At 32.4% G+C, this 23,429-nt stretch carries 16 protein-coding genes and 1 CRISPR repeat array (1 of these 17 running past the window's edge); of the genes, 12 read left to right on the top strand and 4 right to left on the bottom strand.

Annotated features, from left to right (window positions below):
- The first annotated feature begins 91 nt into the window (after positions 1-91).
- From nifV to tyrS, 4 genes are all read left to right on the top strand, one after another.
- Positions 92-1,243 (top strand): homocitrate synthase, encoded by a 1,152-nt coding sequence (nifV, locus tag CPG45_RS03330; protein WP_096230625.1) that lies wholly within the window; start codon positions 92-94, stop codon positions 1,241-1,243.
- Between the two features lie 23 nt (positions 1,244-1,266).
- Positions 1,267-3,204, top strand: coding sequence for an aconitate hydratase (locus tag CPG45_RS03325; RefSeq protein ID WP_096230624.1), 1,938 nt, complete (start codon positions 1,267-1,269; stop codon positions 3,202-3,204).
- Positions 3,205-3,323: 119 nt separating this feature from the next.
- Complete coding sequence (locus CPG45_RS03320; RefSeq protein WP_096230623.1) at positions 3,324-3,914, top strand: HD domain-containing protein; 591 nt, start codon at positions 3,324-3,326, stop codon at positions 3,912-3,914.
- 57 nt (positions 3,915-3,971) lie between these two features.
- Positions 3,972-5,189 carry a tyrosine--tRNA ligase gene (tyrS, locus tag CPG45_RS03315; protein WP_096230622.1) on the top strand — a complete coding sequence of 406 codons (1,218 nt, stop codon included), beginning with the start codon at positions 3,972-3,974 and terminating at the stop codon, positions 5,187-5,189.
- A gap of 444 nt (positions 5,190-5,633) precedes the next feature.
- Here tyrS and panD read toward each other — a convergent pair whose 3' ends face one another.
- The 4 genes from panD to CPG45_RS03295 are packed head-to-tail and all read right to left on the bottom strand — an operon-like array spanning position 5,634 to position 8,506.
- On the bottom strand, positions 5,634-5,984 hold the full coding sequence (gene panD, locus CPG45_RS03310) for an aspartate 1-decarboxylase (RefSeq protein ID WP_096230621.1): 351 nt from the start codon (positions 5,982-5,984) through the stop codon (positions 5,634-5,636).
- Positions 5,984-6,835 carry a pantoate--beta-alanine ligase gene (gene panC, locus CPG45_RS03305; protein WP_096230620.1) on the bottom strand — a complete coding sequence of 284 codons (852 nt, stop codon included), beginning with the start codon at positions 6,833-6,835 and terminating at the stop codon, positions 5,984-5,986. The genes panD and panC overlap by 1 nt, the downstream gene beginning before the upstream one ends.
- Complete coding sequence (gene panB / locus CPG45_RS03300) at positions 6,832-7,656, bottom strand: 3-methyl-2-oxobutanoate hydroxymethyltransferase (protein WP_096230619.1); 825 nt, start codon at positions 7,654-7,656, stop codon at positions 6,832-6,834. The genes panC and panB overlap by 4 nt, the downstream gene beginning before the upstream one ends.
- Positions 7,649-8,506 (bottom strand): Rossmann-like and DUF2520 domain-containing protein, encoded by an 858-nt coding sequence (locus tag CPG45_RS03295; protein ID WP_096230618.1) that lies wholly within the window; start codon positions 8,504-8,506, stop codon positions 7,649-7,651. Before CPG45_RS03295 ends, panB begins: the two co-directional genes overlap by 8 nt.
- 460 nt (positions 8,507-8,966) lie before the next feature.
- Between CPG45_RS03295 and cas8a1 the strand changes: the two genes are divergently transcribed.
- The 8 genes from cas8a1 to cas6 are packed head-to-tail and all read left to right on the top strand — an operon-like array spanning position 8,967 to position 16,721.
- On the top strand, positions 8,967-10,340 hold the full coding sequence (gene cas8a1 / locus CPG45_RS03290; protein ID WP_096230617.1) for a type I-B CRISPR-associated protein Cas8b1/Cst1: 1,374 nt from the start codon (positions 8,967-8,969) through the stop codon (positions 10,338-10,340).
- Positions 10,333-11,346 carry a type I-B CRISPR-associated protein Cas7/Cst2/DevR gene (cas7i, locus tag CPG45_RS03285; RefSeq protein WP_096230616.1) on the top strand — a complete coding sequence of 338 codons (1,014 nt, stop codon included), beginning with the start codon at positions 10,333-10,335 and terminating at the stop codon, positions 11,344-11,346. Before cas8a1 ends, cas7i begins: the two co-directional genes overlap by 8 nt.
- A 5-nt stretch (positions 11,347-11,351) precedes the next feature.
- A complete protein-coding gene (gene cas5b, locus CPG45_RS03280) occupies positions 11,352-11,978 on the top strand; it encodes a type I-B CRISPR-associated protein Cas5b (protein ID WP_096230615.1) in 627 nt (208 codons plus the stop codon).
- Positions 11,971-14,184 carry a CRISPR-associated helicase/endonuclease Cas3 gene (locus CPG45_RS03275; RefSeq protein WP_096230614.1) on the top strand — a complete coding sequence of 738 codons (2,214 nt, stop codon included), beginning with the start codon at positions 11,971-11,973 and terminating at the stop codon, positions 14,182-14,184. Before cas5b ends, CPG45_RS03275 begins: the two co-directional genes overlap by 8 nt.
- Before the next feature lie 9 nt (positions 14,185-14,193).
- Positions 14,194-14,682: a CRISPR-associated protein Cas4 gene (gene cas4 / locus CPG45_RS03270; protein ID WP_231968964.1), complete on the top strand. Its 489-nt coding sequence runs from the start codon at positions 14,194-14,196 to the stop codon at positions 14,680-14,682.
- Positions 14,683-14,692: 10 nt separating this feature from the next.
- Entirely contained in the window at positions 14,693-15,682 is a 990-nt protein-coding gene (cas1b, locus tag CPG45_RS03265) for a type I-B CRISPR-associated endonuclease Cas1b (protein ID WP_096230612.1), read from the top strand.
- 1 nt (position 15,683) lies between these two features.
- On the top strand, positions 15,684-15,947 hold the full coding sequence (gene cas2, locus CPG45_RS03260) for a CRISPR-associated endonuclease Cas2 (RefSeq protein ID WP_096230611.1): 264 nt from the start codon (positions 15,684-15,686) through the stop codon (positions 15,945-15,947).
- Between the two features lie 18 nt (positions 15,948-15,965).
- A complete protein-coding gene (gene cas6, locus CPG45_RS03255) occupies positions 15,966-16,721 on the top strand; it encodes a CRISPR-associated endoribonuclease Cas6 (RefSeq protein WP_096230610.1) in 756 nt (251 codons plus the stop codon).
- 223 nt (positions 16,722-16,944) lie between these two features.
- A CRISPR array of direct repeats spans positions 16,945-23,429; the repeat unit is 30 nt; unit sequence ATTTAAATCGAACCATAGTGGAATTGAAAC; it runs 12,775 nt beyond the window's last position.

Raw genomic sequence — 23,429 nt, 5'->3', positions numbered from 1 at the left:
GCACAAAATTGCAAAAACTATTGACTTTATATAACTAAATGAATAAAATATATACATAAGGTTTTTTTTGAATTATGAAGGGGGAAGTTCGATGAAATTCAAAAAAGAAGATGGCAAGATATACCTTGTTGATACGACGCTAAGAGATGGAGAACAGACCGCTGGTGTTGTATTTGCTAATAGTGAGAAGATAAGAATTGCAAAGATGCTTGATGAAATAGGTGTTGACCAGCTAGAAGTTGGGATACCAACTATGGGCGGTGACGAGAAAGAAACGATTGCAAAAATTGCAAAACTCGGTTTAAATGCGAGTATAATGGCATGGAATAGAGCTGTTATAAATGACGTAAAAGAATCATTAGAATGCGGTGTTGATGCCGTTGCAATTTCAATTTCCACGTCAGATATTCATATTGAACACAAACTTAAAACTTCAAGGCAGTGGGTTTTAGATCATATGACAGATGCTGTACATTTTGCAAAAAAGGAAGGTGTTTATATTTCTGTAAATGCAGAAGATGCCTCAAGAACAGACACAAGCTTTCTTATTGAATTTGCAAGATGTGCAAAGGAGGCTGGTGCCGATAGGTTAAGATTCTGTGATACAGTCGGAATTTTAGACCCATTTGAAACTTATGATATGATAAAACAAATAAAAGATGCTATAGATATAGATATTGAGATGCATACACATAATGATTTTGGTATGGCAACTGCAAATGCATTAGCAGGACTTAAAGCAGGGGCAAATTTTGTTGGTGTCACTGTAAACGGCCTTGGTGAAAGAGCAGGAAATGCTGCACTTGAAGAAGTTGTAATGGCATTAAAGCATGTATATAAACATGATATTGGAATAGATACAAGGAAATTTAGAGAAATTTCAGAGTATGTTTCAACTGCATCAGGAAGGCAATTGCCATCGTGGAAAGCGATTGTTGGCACAAATGTATTTGCACATGAATCAGGAATACATGTTGATGGGGCATTAAAAGACCCTCACACATATGAGATATTTGATCCTGATGAAGTGGGACTCGAGAGACAAATAGTCATAGGCAAGCATTCTGGCACAGCAGCACTTGTCAATAAATTCAAAGAATATGGAAGGGTATTGCCGGAAGACGAAGCAAAAGAACTATTACCGTATGTCAGAAGTCTATCAATACAGCTTAAAAGACCGCTGTTTGATAAAGAATTGATATATCTATATGAAGAGCATATTTCTGCAAAAAAAGCTATGTAAATACAGAATAAGGGGGATGACTAGTGAATTTAGCACAAAAAATAATAAGCAAACATTTAGTAGAAGGAAAGATGGTTAAAGGAAACGAGATAGCTATTAAAATTGATCAGACATTGACACAGGATTCAACAGGTACAATGGCATATCTTCAGTTGGAAGCTCTTGGCGTTGACAAAGTAAAAACAGAACTTTCTGTTGCATACATTGACCACAATATGTTGCAGGAAGGCTTTGAAAATGCTGATGACCATAATTATATAAAGACTGTTGCAGCAAAACATGGAATATATTTTTCAAGGCCTGGCAATGGCATATGTCATCAAGTACATCTCGAAAGGTTTGGGAAACCCGGAAAGACTCTTTTAGGCTCTGACAGCCATACACCAACAGGCGGCGGTATCGGCATGTTGGCAATTGGTGCAGGTGGCCTCGATGTTGCACTTGCCATGGCAGGTGAACCATATAGAATTATAATGCCTGAGATTATAAATGTAAAGTTAACTGGAAAGCTTAAACCATGGGTATCTGCAAAAGACATAATATTAGAATTATTGAGAAGGCTGACCGTTAAAGGTGGAGTTGGTAAGATATTCGAATATTCGGGTGATGGTGTTGCTACACTATCTGTGCCTGAAAGAGCTACAATCACAAACATGGGAGCTGAACTCGGCGCAACAACATCTATTTTTCCTTCAGATTTCAAAACTTACGAATTTCTTAAGGCGCAACAAAGGGAAGACGACTTTGAGGCAATTTTTGCAGATAGTGACGCAGAATATGATGGAGTTGTTGAAATAAACCTCGATGAGCTTGAACCTATGGTAGCACTACCACATAGCCCTGATAATGTCGTAAAGGTAAAAGACGCCGGTAAAGTAAAAGTAGATCAAGTCGCTATAGGTTCCTGCACAAATTCCTCTTATACAGATATGATGAAAGTTGCATCTATTTTAAAGGGAAGACTGATAGCAGAAGGTGTAAGCCTTGTAGTATCGCCTGGTTCAAGGCAGGTTTTAAATATGCTTGCAAAAAATGGTGCACTATCTGACTTGATTTCAGCTGGCGCCAGAATATTAGAATGTGCATGTGGACCATGTATAGGTATGGGTCAGGCACCAGCAACAAATGCTGTATCACTTAGAACATTTAATAGGAATTTTTACGGTAGATGTGGTACAAAATCTGCTAAGGTGTATCTTGTTAGCCCAGAAGTTGCAGCAGCATCTGCATTATCAGGATATCTAATCGATCCTCGGGAATTAGGGGAAGAGGTAAAGATAGAAATGCCTGAAAAATTTATTGTTAATGATAATATGATAATAAAGCCTCCAAAAGATTCAGACGAATTTGAAGTCGTGAGGGGACCAAATATAAAACCTTTCCCACTAAATGCACCACTTAGTGATATAGAAAAAAGAGTCTTGATAAAAGTCGGTGATGACATAACGACAGATCATATAATGCCTTCAAATGCTAAATTATTGCCATTGAGATCAAACATCCCCGAACTATCGAAACATTGCTTCGAAACAATCGATCCTGAATTTTCAAAAAGGGCGGTTGAGTATGGTGGTGGAATCATCGTTGGTGGTAATAATTACGGACAGGGTTCCAGCCGTGAACATGCAGCATTAGCACCGCTCCAACTTGGTGTCAAGGCTGTTATTGCTAAGTCATTTGCAAGGATCCACAAGGCAAATCTTATCAATAGTGGTATACTTCCATTGACATTTGTAAATGCTGATGATTATGACAAGATAGAGCAAGGTGACGTGCTTAGGATTGACAATGTAATAAAACAGGTTATGTCAAAGGATAAGATCACCGTTTTAAATGAAACTAAAGGCTATACATTTAAAGTGGATCTAGATGTGACAGATAGAAATAGAGAAATATTGCTTGAAGGCGGACTTATAAATTATGTAAAGAAAAAGGAAAAAAGTAATATAAAAAATTTTTGATCAAATAAAGGAACAGGTACCTTGTTTGAATTGATTCAAGAAACACATATCGATTTGATATGTGTTTTCTTTTTTTTAGTGATATAATATTCATATAACTAACAAAAAGGGGTAATACAATGGATAGCGATAGATTAAAAAAACAGATAGAATTCATAGTAGAAATTGATAAAATAAAACAAGTTTTTAGACAAACACTATTGATGGATGGTTCAAGGCATGAGAATGATGCGGAACATTCTTGGCATCTTGCTATGATGGCAATGCTTCTATCAGAGTATACAAATGAAAAGGTAGATGTATGTCATGTCATCAAAATGGTAATGGTACATGATATAGTTGAGATTGATGCAGGTGATACATTTGTGTACGACGAAAAAGGATACCTCGATAAGTCTGACAGGGAGAAAAAAGCCGCTGATAGGATATTCAATATATTGCCAGATGATCAGGCGAAAGAGATAAGAGCCTTGTGGGAAGAGTTTGAGGAACGTAAAACACCGGATGCTAAATATGCGTCTGCACTTGATAGAATTCAGCCAATATTACATAATTATTATACGAAGGGCCATTCATGGAAAGAACACGGTGTTAAGAGCTACCAAGTACTTGAAAGAAATAAAATTGTAAGTGAAATAGCGCCGGAATTATGGAAATTTATAAATGAAATATTAGAAGATTCAATTAAAAAGGGGTATATAGAGAGATAACTTTAATTTATTTGTAATCTTTGATAAAATAGAAAGAAAAAAACAGGAGGTCATTTAATGTCAGTATTTGATATACTTAAAGAAAGAAATTTTATTGAGCAGATGACACACGAGGATGAAATAAAAGAATTACTTGATAAAAAGAAGGTAACATTCTATATTGGATTTGATCCGACAGCAGATAGTCTACATGTCGGACATTTTCTGCAGCTAATGGTGATGGCGCATATGCAAAGAGCCGGTCATAGGCCAATTGTATTAATTGGCGGTGGCACTGCAATGGTGGGCGACCCAACAGGAAAGACAGATATGAGGAAGATGCTTACAAAGGAAGAGATTTCACACAATGCTGAATCATTTAAAAAGCAGATGAGCCGCTTTATAGACTTTAGTGGTGGGAAGGCAATCCTTGCAAATAACGCTGATTGGCTATTGAACCTAAATTATGTAGAATTTTTAAGAGATATAGGTATACATTTTTCTGTAAATAAGATGCTGACAGCGGAGTGTTTTAAGACAAGACTTGAGAGAGGACTATCATTCTTAGAATTTAATTATATGCTCATGCAGGCATATGATTTTCTAATGTTAAACCAGAAATACGACTGCATTCTTGAAATGGGTGGAGATGACCAATGGTCAAATATTTTAGCTGGTGTTGACCTCGTAAGGAGAAAAGAAGGTAAACAAGCATATGGTATGACATTTACTTTGCTTACTACAAGCGAGGGCAAGAAAATGGGGAAAACTGAAAAAGGAGCAATTTGGCTTGACCCTGAAAAGACGCCACCGTACGATTTCTATCAATACTGGCGAAATGTAGATGATTCCGATGTTGAGAAGTGCCTTTCATTGCTTACATTTTTGCCAATGGATGAAGTAAGGAGGCTTGGTTCCCTAAAGGATAAAGAAATAAATGAAGCAAAGAAAGTATTGGCATATGAAGTAACAAAGCTTGTACATGGAGAGGATGAAGCAAATAAGGCACAAAAGGCGGCAGAAGCTTTATTTGAGAAAAGTGGAGATTTGAGCAATGTCCCAACATTAAAAATTCCTCACGACATGATTAATACAAACTTACTTGATGTACTTGTTAAGACAAATATAATTCCTTCAAAGAGTGAGGGGAGAAGGCTTATAAAACAGGGCGGGCTTTATGTCAATGATGTCAACATTAATGATATAGATACTTTAATTACGGAGGATTTATTTAAAAATGGCTATATGCTTGTTAGAAAGGGTAAAAAATCTTATAACAAAATAATAGTAGAATAAATTTATTATTAAGCATACAATATTTGTATGCTTACTTTATTTTATTAAAAAATTTAATAATTAATTAATTAGTAAAATTATACATAATATTATATAATGATAAACATGGGGAGAAAAAAAGGTGGGTTAATGAAGAAATTTATATTATTTTAAAAATATCATTGGTTATATTTGTGCCATACGGAACAATAATCGACAGACATGATTATGTCTTGGATTGGATAAAGCAAGTCAATTTAAATAAACCGGGTTTATCTATTGATGATAGCACTGGAAAGCAGCGAAAGAGAGCGAGTATTAAACTAGATTGATGATTTATCAAAAGGATTTTAATGTTAAGACTTTTAGGTTTAATAAGCAATCCTGATTGTAAGTGTTTAATCAATTAAACAAATAAAAAAGGGTTCGATTTATCGAACCTTCATATAAAATGGATTTTGTCTTTTATTCTTTTGGATTATTATTTTCATCAACAAAGACAATTTTCGGCTTATAATTCCTTGCATCATTATCCTCCATAATTGCGTATGAAATAATAATGATCGTGTCACCTGGGATACATAATCTTGCAGCGGCGCCATTTAAACATATCATGCCTGAGTTTTCTTCACCTTCTATAACATATGTTTCAAATCTTGCACCATTGTTGTTATTTACGATTTGTACTTTTTCGCCTGGCAATATATCAGCAAGTTCCATAAGCTTTTTATCTATTGTGATAGATCCCATATAATTAAGATTTGCATCTTTGACTGTTGCTCTATGAATTTTTGACTTCATCATGAATCTCTGCATTAGATATCCTCACCCCATAGTAGATTATCGATTAATCTTGTTTTACCTATATAACATGCTAATGCAATAAGTGCTCTATCATCTATTGTTGTCAAATCCTCAAGTGTATCTGGATGTACACATGATACATATTGAATTTCACATAATGGCTCTTGTTTTAATACTTCCTTGACAATATTAATTATTAGCGAAGCATTTTTTTCACCTTTTTCGAGCATAATCTTTGCTTCTTTTAACGACTTACTTAAAACTAATGCGGCTTTTCTTTCATCAGCATCTAAATAAATATTTCTTGAGCTTAATGCGAGACCATCTTTTTCCCTGACAATAGGTGCTTTGATTATTTTTACAGGAATATTTAAATCATCAACCATCTTTTTAATTACTGCAACCTGCTGTGCATCTTTCTGACCAAAAACTGCAATGTCTGGTGTGAAAATATTAAAAAGCTTTGTCACGACAGTGCATACACCAACAAAGTGACCTGGTCTATATGCACCGCATAGTTTGTTTGTGATTTTACTTACACTTACTGTTGTAAGTCTTTCATTCGGATACATTTCTTCAACCGATGGTATAAAGACGAGGTCACAGCCATTCTCTTCCAAAAGTTTAACATCTCTTTTGACGTCTCTTGGATATTTATCATAATCTTCATTTGGTCCAAATTGTATCGGATTTACAAATATACTTGCACATACAAAATCTGAATTCTCCTTCGCTTTTTTGACCAATGAAAGATGACCTTCATGCAGATATCCCATAGTTGGGACGAGGCCGATCGACATACCCTGTGATTTTTGCTTCTTTACTATTTTCCTCACATCATCAATCTTATCAACAACTATCATTTTGAATCCTTCTTTCTCAAAGTAAATGAATTTTCTATAGTCGGGAATAAATAATTCTGAATATCAGAAATATAATTATTAACAGAATCTCTGATTATTTTATCTATATTAGCATACTGTTTTACAAATTTCGGCCTATGACCTTGTGTAAAACCCAACATATCGTGTGTTACAAGTATCTGCCCATCACAATAGGGGCCTGCACCAATTCCAATTGTCGGGATTGAGATACTTTCAGTAATATCTTTTGCAAGTTCCATTGGTACACATTCCAGTACAAGAGCGCAAATACCAGCATCTTCGAGTGATTTTGCATCTTTTTTTAATTTCGAAGCTTTTTCTTCATCTCTACCTTGAACCTTATAACCGCCGAGCTGATTTATGGATTGCGGTGTAAGCCCGATATGGCCTACAACAGGTATACCCGCACTGACAATTGCTATTACTGTCTCTGCTACTTCTATCCCACCTTCGAGTTTTATAGATTGTGCACCACCTTCAGCGATAAGCCTTGCTGCATTTCTTAGTGCATTTTCTTTCGAAATGTTGTATGACATGAAAGGCATATCTGCTATGACAAAAGCTCTTTGGGTTGCCCTTGTAACAGCCTTCGTATGATGTACCATATCCTCCATTGTAACAGGGATAGTGCTATCATAGCCTAAAACTACCATGCCGAGGGAGTCACCAACTAATAGCATATCTACACCGCATTCGTCGAGAATCTTCGCAGTTGGATAATCATATGCTGTCAAAGCGGTTATTTTTTTTCCTTCTGCTTTATATTTTCTTAAAGTTGACACAGTAACTTTATCATTCATTTAAAATCTCCTCCATTTTAATCATATTTTTGTTTTTACCATTGCCAGATTTCATAAAATGATTTATTGCCATTTTCCCAAGAACCTTATAAAGATTTAAAAGCTCACTATCTTTTATATTTACTACGTGTTTTTTTACTGTTTCTATATCGCACCTTGCAATTGGCCCTGATAGTGATGCTTCACACCCCTTTTCTTTGATATTTTTCAAAGTTCCGTTTATCAATGGTATAAGTAGATCGGGATATTTTTCTACAGGGAATCCAGAAGCTTTTAGTAATTCATTTGCTGATTTTACTAATGTCACAAGATAATTTGATGCTACAACACATGCCGCATGATAAAGTGCCTTATTCACTTTTTCAATCATTATTGGACTGCCGCCTATTGATTCAACTAAAGTTATACCGGCTTTAGCGGCATAATTATCCCCTTCAATAGTGAAATAGCTTTTAGGCAATAATGAAACTGCAGCCTCAATTGATGGGCATGTTTGCACAGGATGCAAAACCATTATATGTGATCCATATTCTTTAAGTGGTTTTAAGACATCAATAGGAATTGAACCACTCAAGTGTGCAAAAATTTTACCATCTATTAAATGCTTATACTTTAAAATTTTTTGTACAATATCGCTTATACTGTCATCTTTCGTACTGATTATAATCATATCTGACGCATTAATGATGTCTTCATACTTTAAAAAAGCTTTTGAATTTGTTAATGATGAAGCTTTAATGGATGAATTAATATTGCGACTTAAATATCCTGAGACTTGTATTAAAGCATTTGATAATAAAATACCAAGGCCTGTGCCAACCTTACCTGCCCCGATAAATCCAACCGACAATACTATCAACTCCCTTCTATAATTGGGAGATAATAAAAAAAACCCTCCGTACGGAAGGCATAATACACCAATTTTTATCTCCCGTCCCGGTCATATGATCCTGGCGAGGCATAACTATTAAAATTTCAATGCTTATGTATGGCTCCATATGGATACCATCATAAATAAAATAACATTGCAAATTGGTAATGTCAAGTAAATTTGTATCATACTGAGTTAATGTAATAAACTAATCTTTAAATAATAATTCAAATTAGTACATTATCATTTGTCATTTTGGGCGAAGCGAAGAATCTCTTATATTTATTTCACTTCAAAATAATTTTTAGAATTTTGTTATATTATGTAATAAATTATAGAGGAAAATAGAAATTTTTATAGAATACATTATTTAATGACATACTATGTCCTCATTATAGATTATAATTAAAGAAAATGAAATTATGGGGAGGTGAGAAGGATGAATAACATATTTACATATACGGGGAATCCATTTGTTGATGCAGGGATAACAGCTTTGCTTGTATGGTCCAATAAAGATAAGCCAGAAGATATAGATATTGACGATGTAAAAAATTTGGCTAATGAAATTACAGAGCTATATTTAGAGAAAAATTGGAATAAAATTATGTTCTCTATTTTTCCCAATAGCAAGATTACAAATCCAAGTATAAAAGATAAAAAGGATGCATATAAAAAATTTTTAGATGAATTAATTGATGATATAGTTCCCATTGATACAGATGGTAATTGTATAGCGTGTGGTAGAAGAAGTTCTAATAAACCATATACAAAAACACAGATTCCCTTAACTGGATCTAGCGATTTTATTAACTTCTTTTCATATGGGAAAGAAGGTGCCGATTATTGCCCGGCTTGTGTTCTTGCAATACAATTTGCACCACTTGTTTTTTATAAATGTGGTAATTTAGTTTGCCTGCAGTCTAATAATAGCGATTTTTTAAGAATATATGCCAACAGATGTAAAAACTCAGTAGAGGATCAAAAGGCATCGAAAAATTATACTGGATGTATGGATGAAGGATTTTTTAATACTGTAAATGCTTTATTTCATTTAGCATCTGATATTATATTGACATATGATAGAAGGAATTGGCAAGATGATAAAACAAGTATAAGAATGTATCATTTTACAAATTATAATCAGCCGCCAATTGATAATCTTTCTATTTATGATATGCCAGATAAAATTTTTAGGTTTCTTGCATATGTATTGCAACATGAAGAAAAAGATAACTGGAAAAGGGTCATTAAGAGAAGTTATATTGTCACAAAAAAAATCAATTTAGATAATGAAGAAGAATATAAGAATCTTAAAAATGATATTTATGAGAGGCTTTTAAGAGGAAATTCAATATTAAAATACTTTATTGATTACGGTGAAAGAAATGTTTATGTTGGCTGGAGCCTCCTTGAATATTATATGAAAGGGGTTAGAGACATGGACCAAAAGAGGCTTGATGCTATAAAAAAGGTAGGCGACGAGATAGCTCTTTTAATAAAATCAAAAAATAAGGTTAAAAGGTTAACTCAGATTGAAAATGCGAAAACATATAGTGATTTTAGAAATGTTTTGAGGTATGTGATAAAAGACAGGATAGCAGAAGGATTTGAAGAGCCGCTATTTACACTTGATGATTACGAAAATTATCTTTTTCCAGATGAGAGCTTATCGTGGAAAGAGACCCAAGATTTAATAATTTTTAGATTATATGAAAAGCTTCATAAATGGCTTATAGAATCAAAAGAAATAGAAGTTTCAGACGAAGAGGAGAATATTGATAATGAAGAGGAGGATATAATCTATGAATAATGTTAATGGATTTATGTTAGTAGATGCACCTGCATCAGCTTTAAATAATGCTGGTACTGATATAGGTTCAAAAACTGAAAATACAGTAGCTGTGAAAAAGATTAGAAGGGGAAGAGGTGAATATGTTTATGTTTCAGGACAAGCAGTAAGATATTGGTTCAGAGATTCTTTACAAAATATTTTTGATTGGCAATTATCACCAATTGAAAGGCAAGCAAAGATAGCATTTACAAATGCTGACCCATTTAATTATCCTGATGATGATGTTTTTGGATATATGAAAGCTCAAGGCAAAAAAGAAGGAGGCACATTGACAAGGCTTTCCCCGTTTAAATGTTCTCCATTGATATCTGTAGCACCTGTCAATATTGTAAATGACTTTGGTGTTATGGCAAGACATGAAGGTGATCCAGTTCCATATGAGCATCAATTTTATTCAACAGTTTTGAAGGGAATATTTTCTCTTGATTTAGATGCGGTTGGAAAGTTTAGCAAGGTAAATAAGACAGGATACATGAATATAACAGATTTATATAAAGATAAATGGGAAGAAGCTGGTTGCTCGATTGACAAAAATGATGATGTCGTATTGCCGGCAGATGTTAGAGCAAAAAGAGCCAGTGAGCTTATAGGTGTTTTACCATACCTCTATGGCGGCGCTAAACAGACAAGCCATTTGACTGATGTCTCACCGAAGTTCTTAGTGTTAGCTATACTTAATTGTGGCAATAATATTTTTATGAATATAGTTGAAGATGTACAAGGTGAAGCACATATAAATGTTAAAGCAATAAAAGAGGTTATACTCGACTATAAAGATAATATAATTTCAGATATATTTATTAGTAAAAGAGAAGGCTTCTTAGATGAGTATAATAATGAATTAGATGAATTATGTAAAAGCCTCAATAGTGAACAAGGATTTAAATTTAGTGTAAAATTACAATCAATTAATAAAGCTGTATCTGACTTTATGGAGATTATTAGGGATTTCTATACGAGGTGATACAGATGAAAGTCTTAAGAGTGCACATTAAAGGTTGGACAGCTTCATTTAGATATCCGATGTTTATAACAGGATATCAACCAACATTACCTGTACCACCATTATCAACAATATATGGTTTATTATCATCAGCAAGGGGAGAATATACTACACCTGATGATACTGCGGCAGGATATGTTATGAAAAGTGAAGCAAAATCTACTGATTTAGAGACAATATATATGCTATCAAGTAAAAAAGGAGTAGTATCGAATGTATGTAAAAGAGAGTTTTTATATAATCCAGATCTTTACATATATCTGACAAATTTGGATTTTGAAAATTACTTTAAAAAACCTGTTTATCCTTTATTGCTTGGTAGGAGCTCAGACCTTGTTATGGTTGATAAAATAGAGACGATTGAATTGCATAAAAATAAAAACAAAATAAGAGTAGGTAAATGTGTTGTACCGTTTGGTGAAGAAGGGGTATGGGGACCACTGCAAGCATTACCAACATATTTTACAAATGATATTCCACGAGAAGCAGTGGGTGTAAAACCATTTTATGTATTAGAGGATTTTATAGAATATGAAGGCGATAATTTTCTTTATGATGAAGAAATGGATTGGGGAGTATTTATACATGGGTAGAAAAATACTTGCAAAGGGAATAGAAAATGGAGGAGAAACTTTAATAGAACATACGAAACGTGCTTTAAATGTATTTAAAAGCGTTAGAAATGCTTTCCCTGAGATACCCAAAATTGTAGATAATGAAAAGTTTTATGAAAATCTATTTATATCAATATTTTTACATGACTTCGGTAAGGCAGCGGTTGGTTTTCAAAAGATGCTGATGACGGGCGAGAAATGGGGTTATAGGCATGAAATATTATCAGCAGGCTTTATTTCATGCCTTAAATACCCTGAAAATGTGAAAAAGAATATTGCACTTGCGATTATAACACATCATAGAGATTTATTTGAATTACAAGAGAATTATTCAACCATATCCCCGACAGGCCAAGAAAATTATTTAAATAAATTAAAAGAATTAGATAAAAATTTTAGTTATCTCCAATTTATGTTAAATCAATTAAAAGATTGGAGTTATGAATATCTTGGATATTATCATGATATCATATTAAAAGAAGTTTCCTTAGATATGCTTATTGATGCCTATAAATATACGGTTGTTGATTATTTAAATGACTATGAAAATAAAAAAGTTGAAGATGTAAAAAATAGGATGTTGTTAAAAGGGTTTTTGACAACTTGTGATCATCTATCATCTGCTTCATACGATCATATTATATTAGCAGTAAATGATATGAAGTCTATATATAATTTTAAACAATATAAAGAGGTTCAATATGAAGCCATGACAACAAAAGGGTCTGCTATTTTAATTGCACCTACAGGATATGGGAAAACAGAAGCTTCATTATTATGGAGTGATTTTAATCAAAATAGCATAAAAGGTAAAAGAGTTTTTTATGTTTTGCCATATACAGCTAGTATTAATGCTATGTATAAAAGATTTGTTAATACTATTGGCGATGGTAAAGTAGCATTATTACATGGCAAATCATCATATTTCCTCTATAAAGAATTTAGCAAATTAAGTGAGGACTATGTTTCTGTAAAGAAATATGTTAAAAATGTACAAAGCTTAGCAAAAAAACTTTATAAACCATATAAAGTTTTGACACCGTTTCAAATACTAAAGTACTTTTTTGGTGTAAAAGGATATGAACAACACATTGGTGAAATGACAGAAGGTTTATTTATTCTCGATGAGATACATGCATATGATCCTCATACAACTGCATTATTGATTGATATTTTAAAATATTTAAAAGAAAATTATTCTGCAGAAGTTTTTATTATGTCTGCAACTCTACCAGATTTTATAAAAAACATGTTTAAAAACGAATTAAACATTGATACAGAAATTGTCGTAGATACAGGAGAACTAAGGAAGATAAAAAGACATAGAATTAATATAATTAAAGGCAATATATTTGATAATATTGACATAATTATAGACGAGATTAAAAAAAGAAATAGAAAAATATTAATTGTTTGTAATACCGTCAAGAATGCGCAAAACATTTATAGTAAATTAAAAAATTATAGCCAAAGTAGGGCGCTTCTTCATAGCAGATTAATCCTATTAGATAGAGAAAAAGTAGAAAACATATTAAAGGATGTAAATATACTTGTTGGGACACAGGCTGTAGAAGTATCATTAGATATAGATTATGATGTTTTATTTACTGAACCGGCTCCTATAGATGCTCTTATACAAAGATTTGGAAGGGTAAACAGAAAGGGAGAAAAAGGGATAAGCAATATATATATATTTAGTGAAGGATCGGAAGCTGATAAATTTATCTATAAAAATCAACAGATTTTAAACAATACTATAAAATTACTTGGCGAATGCGACGTTTTAGATGAACAATCAATTCAAGAGCTTGTTAATGAAGTATATAAAAATGGTTATGATGAACGTGATTTAGAAGAATTTAATCAAGCGAGAAAAAGCTTTGAAAATGTAATAAAGAATTTAGTTCCTTTTATAGATAATAAGCAAGTTAAAGAAGATTTTTATTCACTCTTTGATAATAGAGAAGTAGTTCCTACTAGGTTTAAAGATTTATATCTCAATTTGGTAAAAGAAAAGAAATATTATGATGCAATGGGCTATATTTTGAGCATTTCGGAAGGTAAGTTTATTTCTCTATCAAAGAAGGGCTTGACTGATAAAATAGACGATGATGTTTATGAGGTAATGTGTGACTATGATGATGAACTCGGCTTATTAGAAAGCGATGGTTCAAATTTTCTATAAGGTGATATCATGAATATTACAGGTACTGAAATAAATTATTATTTAGTCTGCATAAGAAAACTATGGCTATATACACACGGAATTACCATGGAACAGAATTCAAATTATGTTGACATTGGGAAAGCCATACATGAATACAGTTTCGAAAGAGAGCACAAAGAAGTATTAATAGATGGCATGGTAATGCTCGATTTTATAAATAAGAAATTTCAAATAAATGAAACAAAAAAAAGCAAAGCAATGGAGAATGCAACAAGATATCAGATTTTGTATTATATATATTATCTTAAAAATAAAGGGGTAGATGGTGTGACAGGAATAATTCATTATATGGACAATCATACAAAAGAAGAGGTTTGTTTATCCGAAGAAGATGAGAAGCAAATAAAAGAAATAATAACAAAAATAAATGTAATAAAAATTATGGATAAACCTCCAAATGTTAATAGAATCAAAGCATGTTCGAAATGCAGTTATTTTGAACTGTGCTTTTGTTAGGAGGGTGACGATGAAAAAGATTATTTATATAAATAGCAATGGTAGATTGAGTCGTAAAGACAATACAATCAATTTTGAAAGTGAAGCGGGCAATAAACCAATACCTGTACAAAATACAGAAGAAATATATCTATTTGGTGAAATAGATATGAATTCAAAAGCAATCAATTTTTTAGCGCAGAATAAAATAACAGTACATCTATTTAATTATTATGGCTTTTATACAGGCAGCTTTTATCCCAGGGAATATCTTCCATCCGGCTTTTTGCTTGTTAAGCAAGTAGAAAAATATAAAGATATGGATGAGAGATTAAAAATTGCAAAAGAATTTATAAGAACAGCATCACACAATATATTAAAAAATGTAAAGTATTATTCTAATAGAAAAGATGGACTTGATGAATATGTGACATCTATCGAAAAGGAAAGGGAGAATATAGATATAGTACGTGATGTTAAGGAATTAATGGGTGTTGAAGGAAGGATTAGAAATACATATTATAAAACATTCAAGATTATCACGAATGGTGAATATGATTTTAAAAATAGAATTATGAATCCTCCTGATAACCCGATAAATGCTCTTATATCATTTGGTAATTCCCTTATGTATACAACAGTTTTATCAGAGATATATAATACACAGTTAAATCCAACAGTAAGTTATCTGCATGAGCCAGGTGAGAGACGTTTTTCATTGTGTCTTGATATAAGTGAGGTTTTTAAGCCGATAATAGTAGATCGTATTATTTTTTCTCTTATAAATCAAGGAATGATAAAAAAGAACCATTTTGACGAAGATCTAAATATGTGCTATTTAAATGATAATGGTAGAAGGATATTTGAAAGAGAATATGACGAAAAGCTAAATACAATAATAAAACATCCAAAACTTAACAGAAGTGTAAGTTACCGTAGGTTAATCCGCATAGAATGTTACAAGCTAATGAAACATATTTTGGATGAAGAAAAATATGAAGGGTTAAAAATGTGGTGGTAAAATGTATGTACTTTTAGTTTATGATGTTGAAGAAAAGAAAGTGACTAAAATCAATAAATATTTAAAAACATATTTAAATTGGGTACAGAATTCAGTTTTTGAAGGAGAGCTAACGGACGCCCAGTTGAATAGAATCGAATTGTGGATAAAATCAAACCTTGATTTAGAAAATGATTCTGTAATGATATATACAGCAAGTTCCGAAAAATGGTTGACGAAAAAAGTCTTAGGGCTTGAGAAAAATCCAATCGTTAATATACTATAAATATTGTGAGGGATATATATGCGTATAAAATTAACATTGCTACCCGAAAAAGATAAGTCACTAAATTTAAACTATAATTATTTTATATCATCTTGGATTTATCATATATTAAAGAATTCTAATTTAGAATATGCAGAAAAACTTCATGAAGAAGGATATAAATATGGTAGCAAGATATTTAAATTATTTACATTTTCACAATTGAGGTGCAAAAATGTTCAAGTAGATCGTGAAAATATAAAATTCATGGATAACACATATTTATTTATATCATCTCCAAAAGCTGAATTTTTAGTTAATTTTGTAAAACAACTTGTAAATGAGAGTTATTTGATAATACAGGATTATAAATTTGAGATAAAGCTAGTAGAAACATTAAAAGAACCTGATTTTAAAGAGGTAAATAAATTTATATGCCTTTCACCGGTTATTTCATCTACAGCTAAAATGAAAAATGGAAAGAAAGTGCCTTGGAATCTATCGATAAATGATGAAGCATTTGTAGATAATATAAAAAGTAATATTATAGAAAAATATTTTGTATTAAATAATACACTACCGGATAATCTAAGTATTAATATAGAATTTGATCAAGAATATATTAGTAAACATCCAAAGGGTAAATTAATTAATTTTAAAAATATTCCTGTAAAGGGCTATATGGCACCATTCATAATGTCAGGGAATAAGGAATTAATTAAAGTTGCTTATAACTGTGGAATTGGCGAAAAAAATAGTGCAGGTTTTGGGATGATAGAAATTATTAATGCATAATATTACGTTTCATTTCTCGTCGAGGTCTCCCAATGTAAAATATCCGGAATGTCGACGAGAAATTTATTTGATAATGACGATTACAATATATATTAGATGTTATATGAAAGAGGAAATGGTATATTTATTCAACATGTATCAAATAATTAAGATATTGATAAATGTTTTATTGTTATGGTAAAATATAGACAAGGACGTGTGTAATATTATGCAAATTTTTTGGATTTAAATCGAACCATAGTGGAATTGAAACTTGTATATCCTCAAAGTGTAACAGGTAACATTGTTGATTTAAATCGAACCATAGTGGAATTGAAACATATCTTTGGCAATATATTTAGGGCTTCGAAGGGAAATTTAAATCGAACCATAGTGGAATTGAAACCAGATTTTTTCTGTGGGTATTTAATTTGAAAATAACATTTAAATCGAACCATAGTGGAATTGAAACATCATATTTAAAAACTTCAAAATCATAAAATATTAAATTTAAATCGAACCATAGTGGAATTGAAACACAGTATGAAACGATGATGAAAAGTGCAAAGTTTAGATTTAAATCGAACCATAGTGGAATTGAAACTTTGGTATTTGGTCGGTTATGTCCCGCCCTTTGTACCATTTAAATCGAACCATAGTGGAATTGAAACCTTGAGCAGTACAACAAGGATTTGCGTCAGGCAACTATTTAAATCGAACCATAGTGGAATTGAAACAAGGATGTTCACTCATCGGAACCCCATTTTCAAAAGCATTTAAATCGAACCATAGTGGAATTGAAACTACTTTGCATTAATTGAAGATTCACAAAATGGATTAATTTAAATCGAACCATAGTGGAATTGAAACATTCACTCGGTTTTACAAATGTATATCCATTTTCTTATTTAAATCGAACCATAGTGGAATTGAAACTTAAGCCCTGGGACAACACATACCCTAAATGGTAGTGATTTAAATCGAACCATAGTGGAATTGAAACTTTTTAAAATAGACAAAGATATTCCCCCTTACTTAATTTAAATCGAACCATAGTGGAATTGAAACGATAGTAAATTTAAATTTTTTCATTATCAAAGAGAAATTTAAATCGAACCATAGTGGAATTGAAACCCAAATCGGCAATGTTGATATGCACATTTATAGGTAGATTTAAATCGAACCATAGTGGAATTGAAACAAACCTGAAAAATGCAAATATTGCGGGAAAATTTTAATTTAAATCGAACCATAGTGGAATTGAAACTTAGCGTAAAAAGATCCAATAAATTTATCACTAGCATTTAAATCGAACCATAGTGGAATTGAAACACAGATTGGACATTATCAACATTCTACTCAATCTTAATTTAAATCGAACCATAGTGGAATTGAAACTCCGTAGCTGATGCAGTAAACACATTTGCTGCCACTGATTTAAATCGAACCATAGTGGAATTGAAACTTCCCATTATCAGGTAAATTGTTTTTAACTGCTTGAATTTAAATCGAACCATAGTGGAATTGAAACCCATTGATTGATAACGAGCTATAATCGTTGACGCCTTATTTAAATCGAACCATAGTGGAATTGAAACCAATGTTAATGTTTTTGGTGATAATGGAACTGGGAAATTTAAATCGAACCATAGTGGAATTGAAACATGAGTTATGTTGAAGCATTAAAATATTTTGGATTTATTTAAATCGAACCATAGTGGAATTGAAACCTTTTCAGTTAATGGTAATAATTTTGTATGAGTTACATTTAAATCGAACCATAGTGGAATTGAAACCTTTGTTTTCTTTTAACCAATCCTGACATTCGCTTGGATTTAAATCGAACCATAGTGGAATTGAAACATTATCCCTCGCTATCTCTATAGCTCTAGGAATACCTATTTAAATCGAACCATAGTGGAATTGAAACAATCCATACATGAGTGCTTATACGTGGAAAGAGATGGATTTAAATCGAACCATAGTGGAATTGAAACTATTGGTGGTTTGACCTTATTGGCTTTGGCTTTAAGATTTAAATCGAACCATAGTGGAATTGAAACGAAGCTGAAATATGGGGAAATACTCATCAAGGTACAATTTAAATCGAACCATAGTGGAATTGAAACTTAAAACTGGTGGATGAGAAGAAGAAAGGGGAGAGAATTTAAATCGAACCATAGTGGAATTGAAACTTGATATTCGTACCGCAAGATTGCCAACATCTTCTGAATTTAAATCGAACCATAGTGGAATTGAAACGCTGTCTGGATCTGTGCTATAAACACCTTACAGCTTGATTTAAATCGAACCATAGTGGAATTGAAACACAATTTTCTGGGCAGGAAACAATTCTATGGGGGTTATTTAAATCGAACCATAGTGGAATTGAAACTCTGCTACTTGTCGCTCGTCTATCCCTAACGGCAGATTTAAATCGAACCATAGTGGAATTGAAACTTGATATTCGTACCGCAAGATTGCCAACATCTTCTGAATTTAAATCGAACCATAGTGGAATTGAAACGCTGTCTGGATCTGTGCTATAAACACCTTACAGCTTGATTTAAATCGAACCATAGTGGAATTGAAACATAGATAAATCTACATGCAATATGGCATGTCCTAATATTTAAATCGAACCATAGTGGAATTGAAACTTTAAACCTTTATTTCTTTCCTTTTCCCTTTTTCTGATTTAAATCGAACCATAGTGGAATTGAAACGACAAAGACGCAATATTGATTATTTGGATTAAATTGATTTAAATCGAACCATAGTGGAATTGAAACTTGTGATACAATCAAAGAAAAAAAGGAGGTCTAAAATATTTAAATCGAACCATAGTGGAATTGAAACATATTGATGGAATTTCTTATAGACGAGAAAGAACAGATTTAAATCGAACCATAGTGGAATTGAAACCACGCTTAAGGCCGCTTTTAAAGCTGCAGTTTTACCATTTAAATCGAACCATAGTGGAATTGAAACGTTATGAAACTGTATCCGATCTGCATCTCTTGTAGCAATTTAAATCGAACCATAGTGGAATTGAAACGAACAATTTTCAGCAATGGATAGCAAAATCGAGGGAATTTAAATCGAACCATAGTGGAATTGAAACACGACACATTCGTGTTTTCAGTGGTTCAATTACATTATTTAAATCGAACCATAGTGGAATTGAAACGACTCAAAACTTAAGCATTGAAGAAAGAAGAAATATATTTAAATCGAACCATAGTGGAATTGAAACTCATCGTATGTCATCACAATTGGGTTGGCTTTCTTCCATTTAAATCGAACCATAGTGGAATTGAAACTGTAAAATGTAGTTGTCTCAAGTGATTGAGGCATTTATTTAAATCGAACCATAGTGGAATTGAAACTTTTAACAAATTGAGTAAGTGCCACTTTTACTCTTAATTTAAATCGAACCATAGTGGAATTGAAACTATCGTTTTATTATGTGAGCAAAATCCTCAAGATCGATTTAAATCGAACCATAGTGGAATTGAAACTCAAGAAGAAATATCAAGAATATCACGAAGTCTTAAATTTAAATCGAACCATAGTGGAATTGAAACGAAATAAAAATAGCACTTGAAAAGACAAGAGCAGCAATTTAAATCGAACCATAGTGGAATTGAAACGTATCAGTAATAGTTGCATAATTTGCAGCAGTATTAATTTAAATCGAACCATAGTGGAATTGAAACATGCTTCTTTGACAGACATTGCAAGTTCTGCCATTTATTTAAATCGAACCATAGTGGAATTGAAACGAGATGGAAACGCCTTTCTTTTCCATCTATAATAAGAATTTAAATCGAACCATAGTGGAATTGAAACTCAATATCGCATAATATAGTTTCTCAAGACCTATTAATTTAAATCGAACCATAGTGGAATTGAAACCCAAATTGGTATTGTGAGAGTTGGTCTTGTGTTGGTGATTTAAATCGAACCATAGTGGAATTGAAACGCTCAAAATACAACGACACCGCAGGCATCAACAAAATTTAAATCGAACCATAGTGGAATTGAAACAACTACTAATTGATGGAGTTGTTAGAATTACTATTAAATTTAAATCGAACCATAGTGGAATTGAAACTTGTAACAACACCTGGAGAATTAGCTTCAGGGAATCATTTAAATCGAACCATAGTGGAATTGAAACACCTGTATTATGGCAATATGATGAATATTACCATGAATTTAAATCGAACCATAGTGGAATTGAAACAGCTGTCTAATGAATTTGATTAGATTTTCTTCTTTCATTTAAATCGAACCATAGTGGAATTGAAACCTGTCTCAGTTTCTAGTGTATCCTGTGCTATATCAGATTTAAATCGAACCATAGTGGAATTGAAACATTGCTAAATATGTGAAATTTTTGTTGTCAAACTCAATTTAAATCGAACCATAGTGGAATTGAAACGCCTAGCTACTACTATTGGAATTTCTCACAGCAGGCAATTTAAATCGAACCATAGTGGAATTGAAACGAGGATTTTTAAAAGAGTCTTTATCGGAAGCTCAAGAATTTAAATCGAACCATAGTGGAATTGAAACGTGGTGCAAAAATGGAAGAATTAGATGACATATACCATTTAAATCGAACCATAGTGGAATTGAAACCAATATTTCTTCCCCTTTTCTTTTTTACCATAATATATTTAAATCGAACCATAGTGGAATTGAAACATTGGAGGATGTGGCAAAAGGCTAATCCGGGTCTTGGATTTAAATCGAACCATAGTGGAATTGAAACGAGAAAACATTAGAAGCATCTTCTTTATTTTCTTCTATTTAAATCGAACCATAGTGGAATTGAAACTATTATTTTACCTCCTCTACACTTGTTTTTGTTTGCAAATTTAAATCGAACCATAGTGGAATTGAAACAATTCTATGAATTTACCATAGAACAATTCAGGATTGATTTAAATCGAACCATAGTGGAATTGAAACTTTTTTAAAAGCTTACACGTGTTCTTTTGAAGATAGAATTTAAATCGAACCATAGTGGAATTGAAACTGAAAGTAATTTGACTGGAAGGAGGGTGGAATAAAATTTAAATCGAACCATAGTGGAATTGAAACTTTTCAGCTAACACATTAATAAGTTCATTAGCAATAATTTAAATCGAACCATAGTGGAATTGAAACAATATCAACCTGTACATGATATCCTGTCACTATTTCCATTTAAATCGAACCATAGTGGAATTGAAACATTGCAGAATTTATTGAAAAAAACCCAAACTTTGTAATTTAAATCGAACCATAGTGGAATTGAAACGGCAGTGAGAAGAAGTATGTTTTACAACAATATTTCATTTAAATCGAACCATAGTGGAATTGAAACTCACCTGTTTTAGATGTCGTAAAACAAGTGCTTACTATTTAAATCGAACCATAGTGGAATTGAAACTACGCTTGGTTCAATTCGACAACGCACAGAGAGGCAATTTAAATCGAACCATAGTGGAATTGAAACTCAATTACTATTGACGTAACCTTTTTATCAAAGTCAATTTAAATCGAACCATAGTGGAATTGAAACAACTGAAGGGAATTAAGATAGCAACAAACAAAGAAAATTTAAATCGAACCATAGTGGAATTGAAACTGCTTTATATTCTTTTAGCAGATCCAATATTTCATGATTTAAATCGAACCATAGTGGAATTGAAACGCCAATGAAAGAACTTGAGGCAGATCTCAAAGCACAATTTAAATCGAACCATAGTGGAATTGAAACATGACAGGTATCACCGCTGCACCCGCTGTCGCTCCTAATTTAAATCGAACCATAGTGGAATTGAAACGCTTATGAGAAAAACAAAGAGAAAATACAAGAAATAATTTAAATCGAACCATAGTGGAATTGAAACTATTAGCAAGAGCTGCTTTTGCATTGTTAAGTTTTATATTTAAATCGAACCATAGTGGAATTGAAACTCTGTTACTAAGGGTATAAATAATAACGAAGATAGCATTTAAATCGAACCATAGTGGAATTGAAACAGCTTCGAAAACCTCGGAACGGGCTCACATGACCGGATTTAAATCGAACCATAGTGGAATTGAAACGCAGGATTTAATCTTGTCGGGCATTACAATAACAAAATTTAAATCGAACCATAGTGGAATTGAAACGCCTTTTGTCCGACTATTAAGCGGTCAATATTTGCAATTTAAATCGAACCATAGTGGAATTGAAACATAAGGTAGTTATAAAGCGTAAAGGCATGTTATCGAATTTAAATCGAACCATAGTGGAATTGAAACGAGTCTTATCCTTATATGCAGCGTCGCATATCTTTAATTTAAATCGAACCATAGTGGAATTGAAACTAGAAGAAATCGCAGAAAAGTATAACATGAAAGTGCATTTAAATCGAACCATAGTGGAATTGAAACGCAAATGGAGGCAATAACACAGTAGATTATCGCAAGGATTTAAATCGAACCATAGTGGAATTGAAACCAGCTTTTGTGCCTTGCACTTAATAAGCAGGTCAAGATTTAAATCGAACCATAGTGGAATTGAAACATGTATACAAGCTTACATTTGTTTGCACTGTGCTTGATTTAAATCGAACCATAGTGGAATTGAAACGACGAACTCATAGAAATGTTTTATTCGTCAGCAGAAATTTAAATCGAACCATAGTGGAATTGAAACCTGTAAGAGTAACAGCACCCCTATCACGA

This window comes from Thermoanaerobacterium sp. RBIITD, assembly GCF_900205865.1.
In the GTDB taxonomy this organism is placed as follows: Bacteria; Bacillota; Thermoanaerobacteria; order Thermoanaerobacterales; family Thermoanaerobacteraceae; genus Thermoanaerobacterium.
The sequence above is the reverse complement of the archived record's forward strand: the minus strand, read 5'-3'. Positions and strand labels throughout refer to the sequence as shown.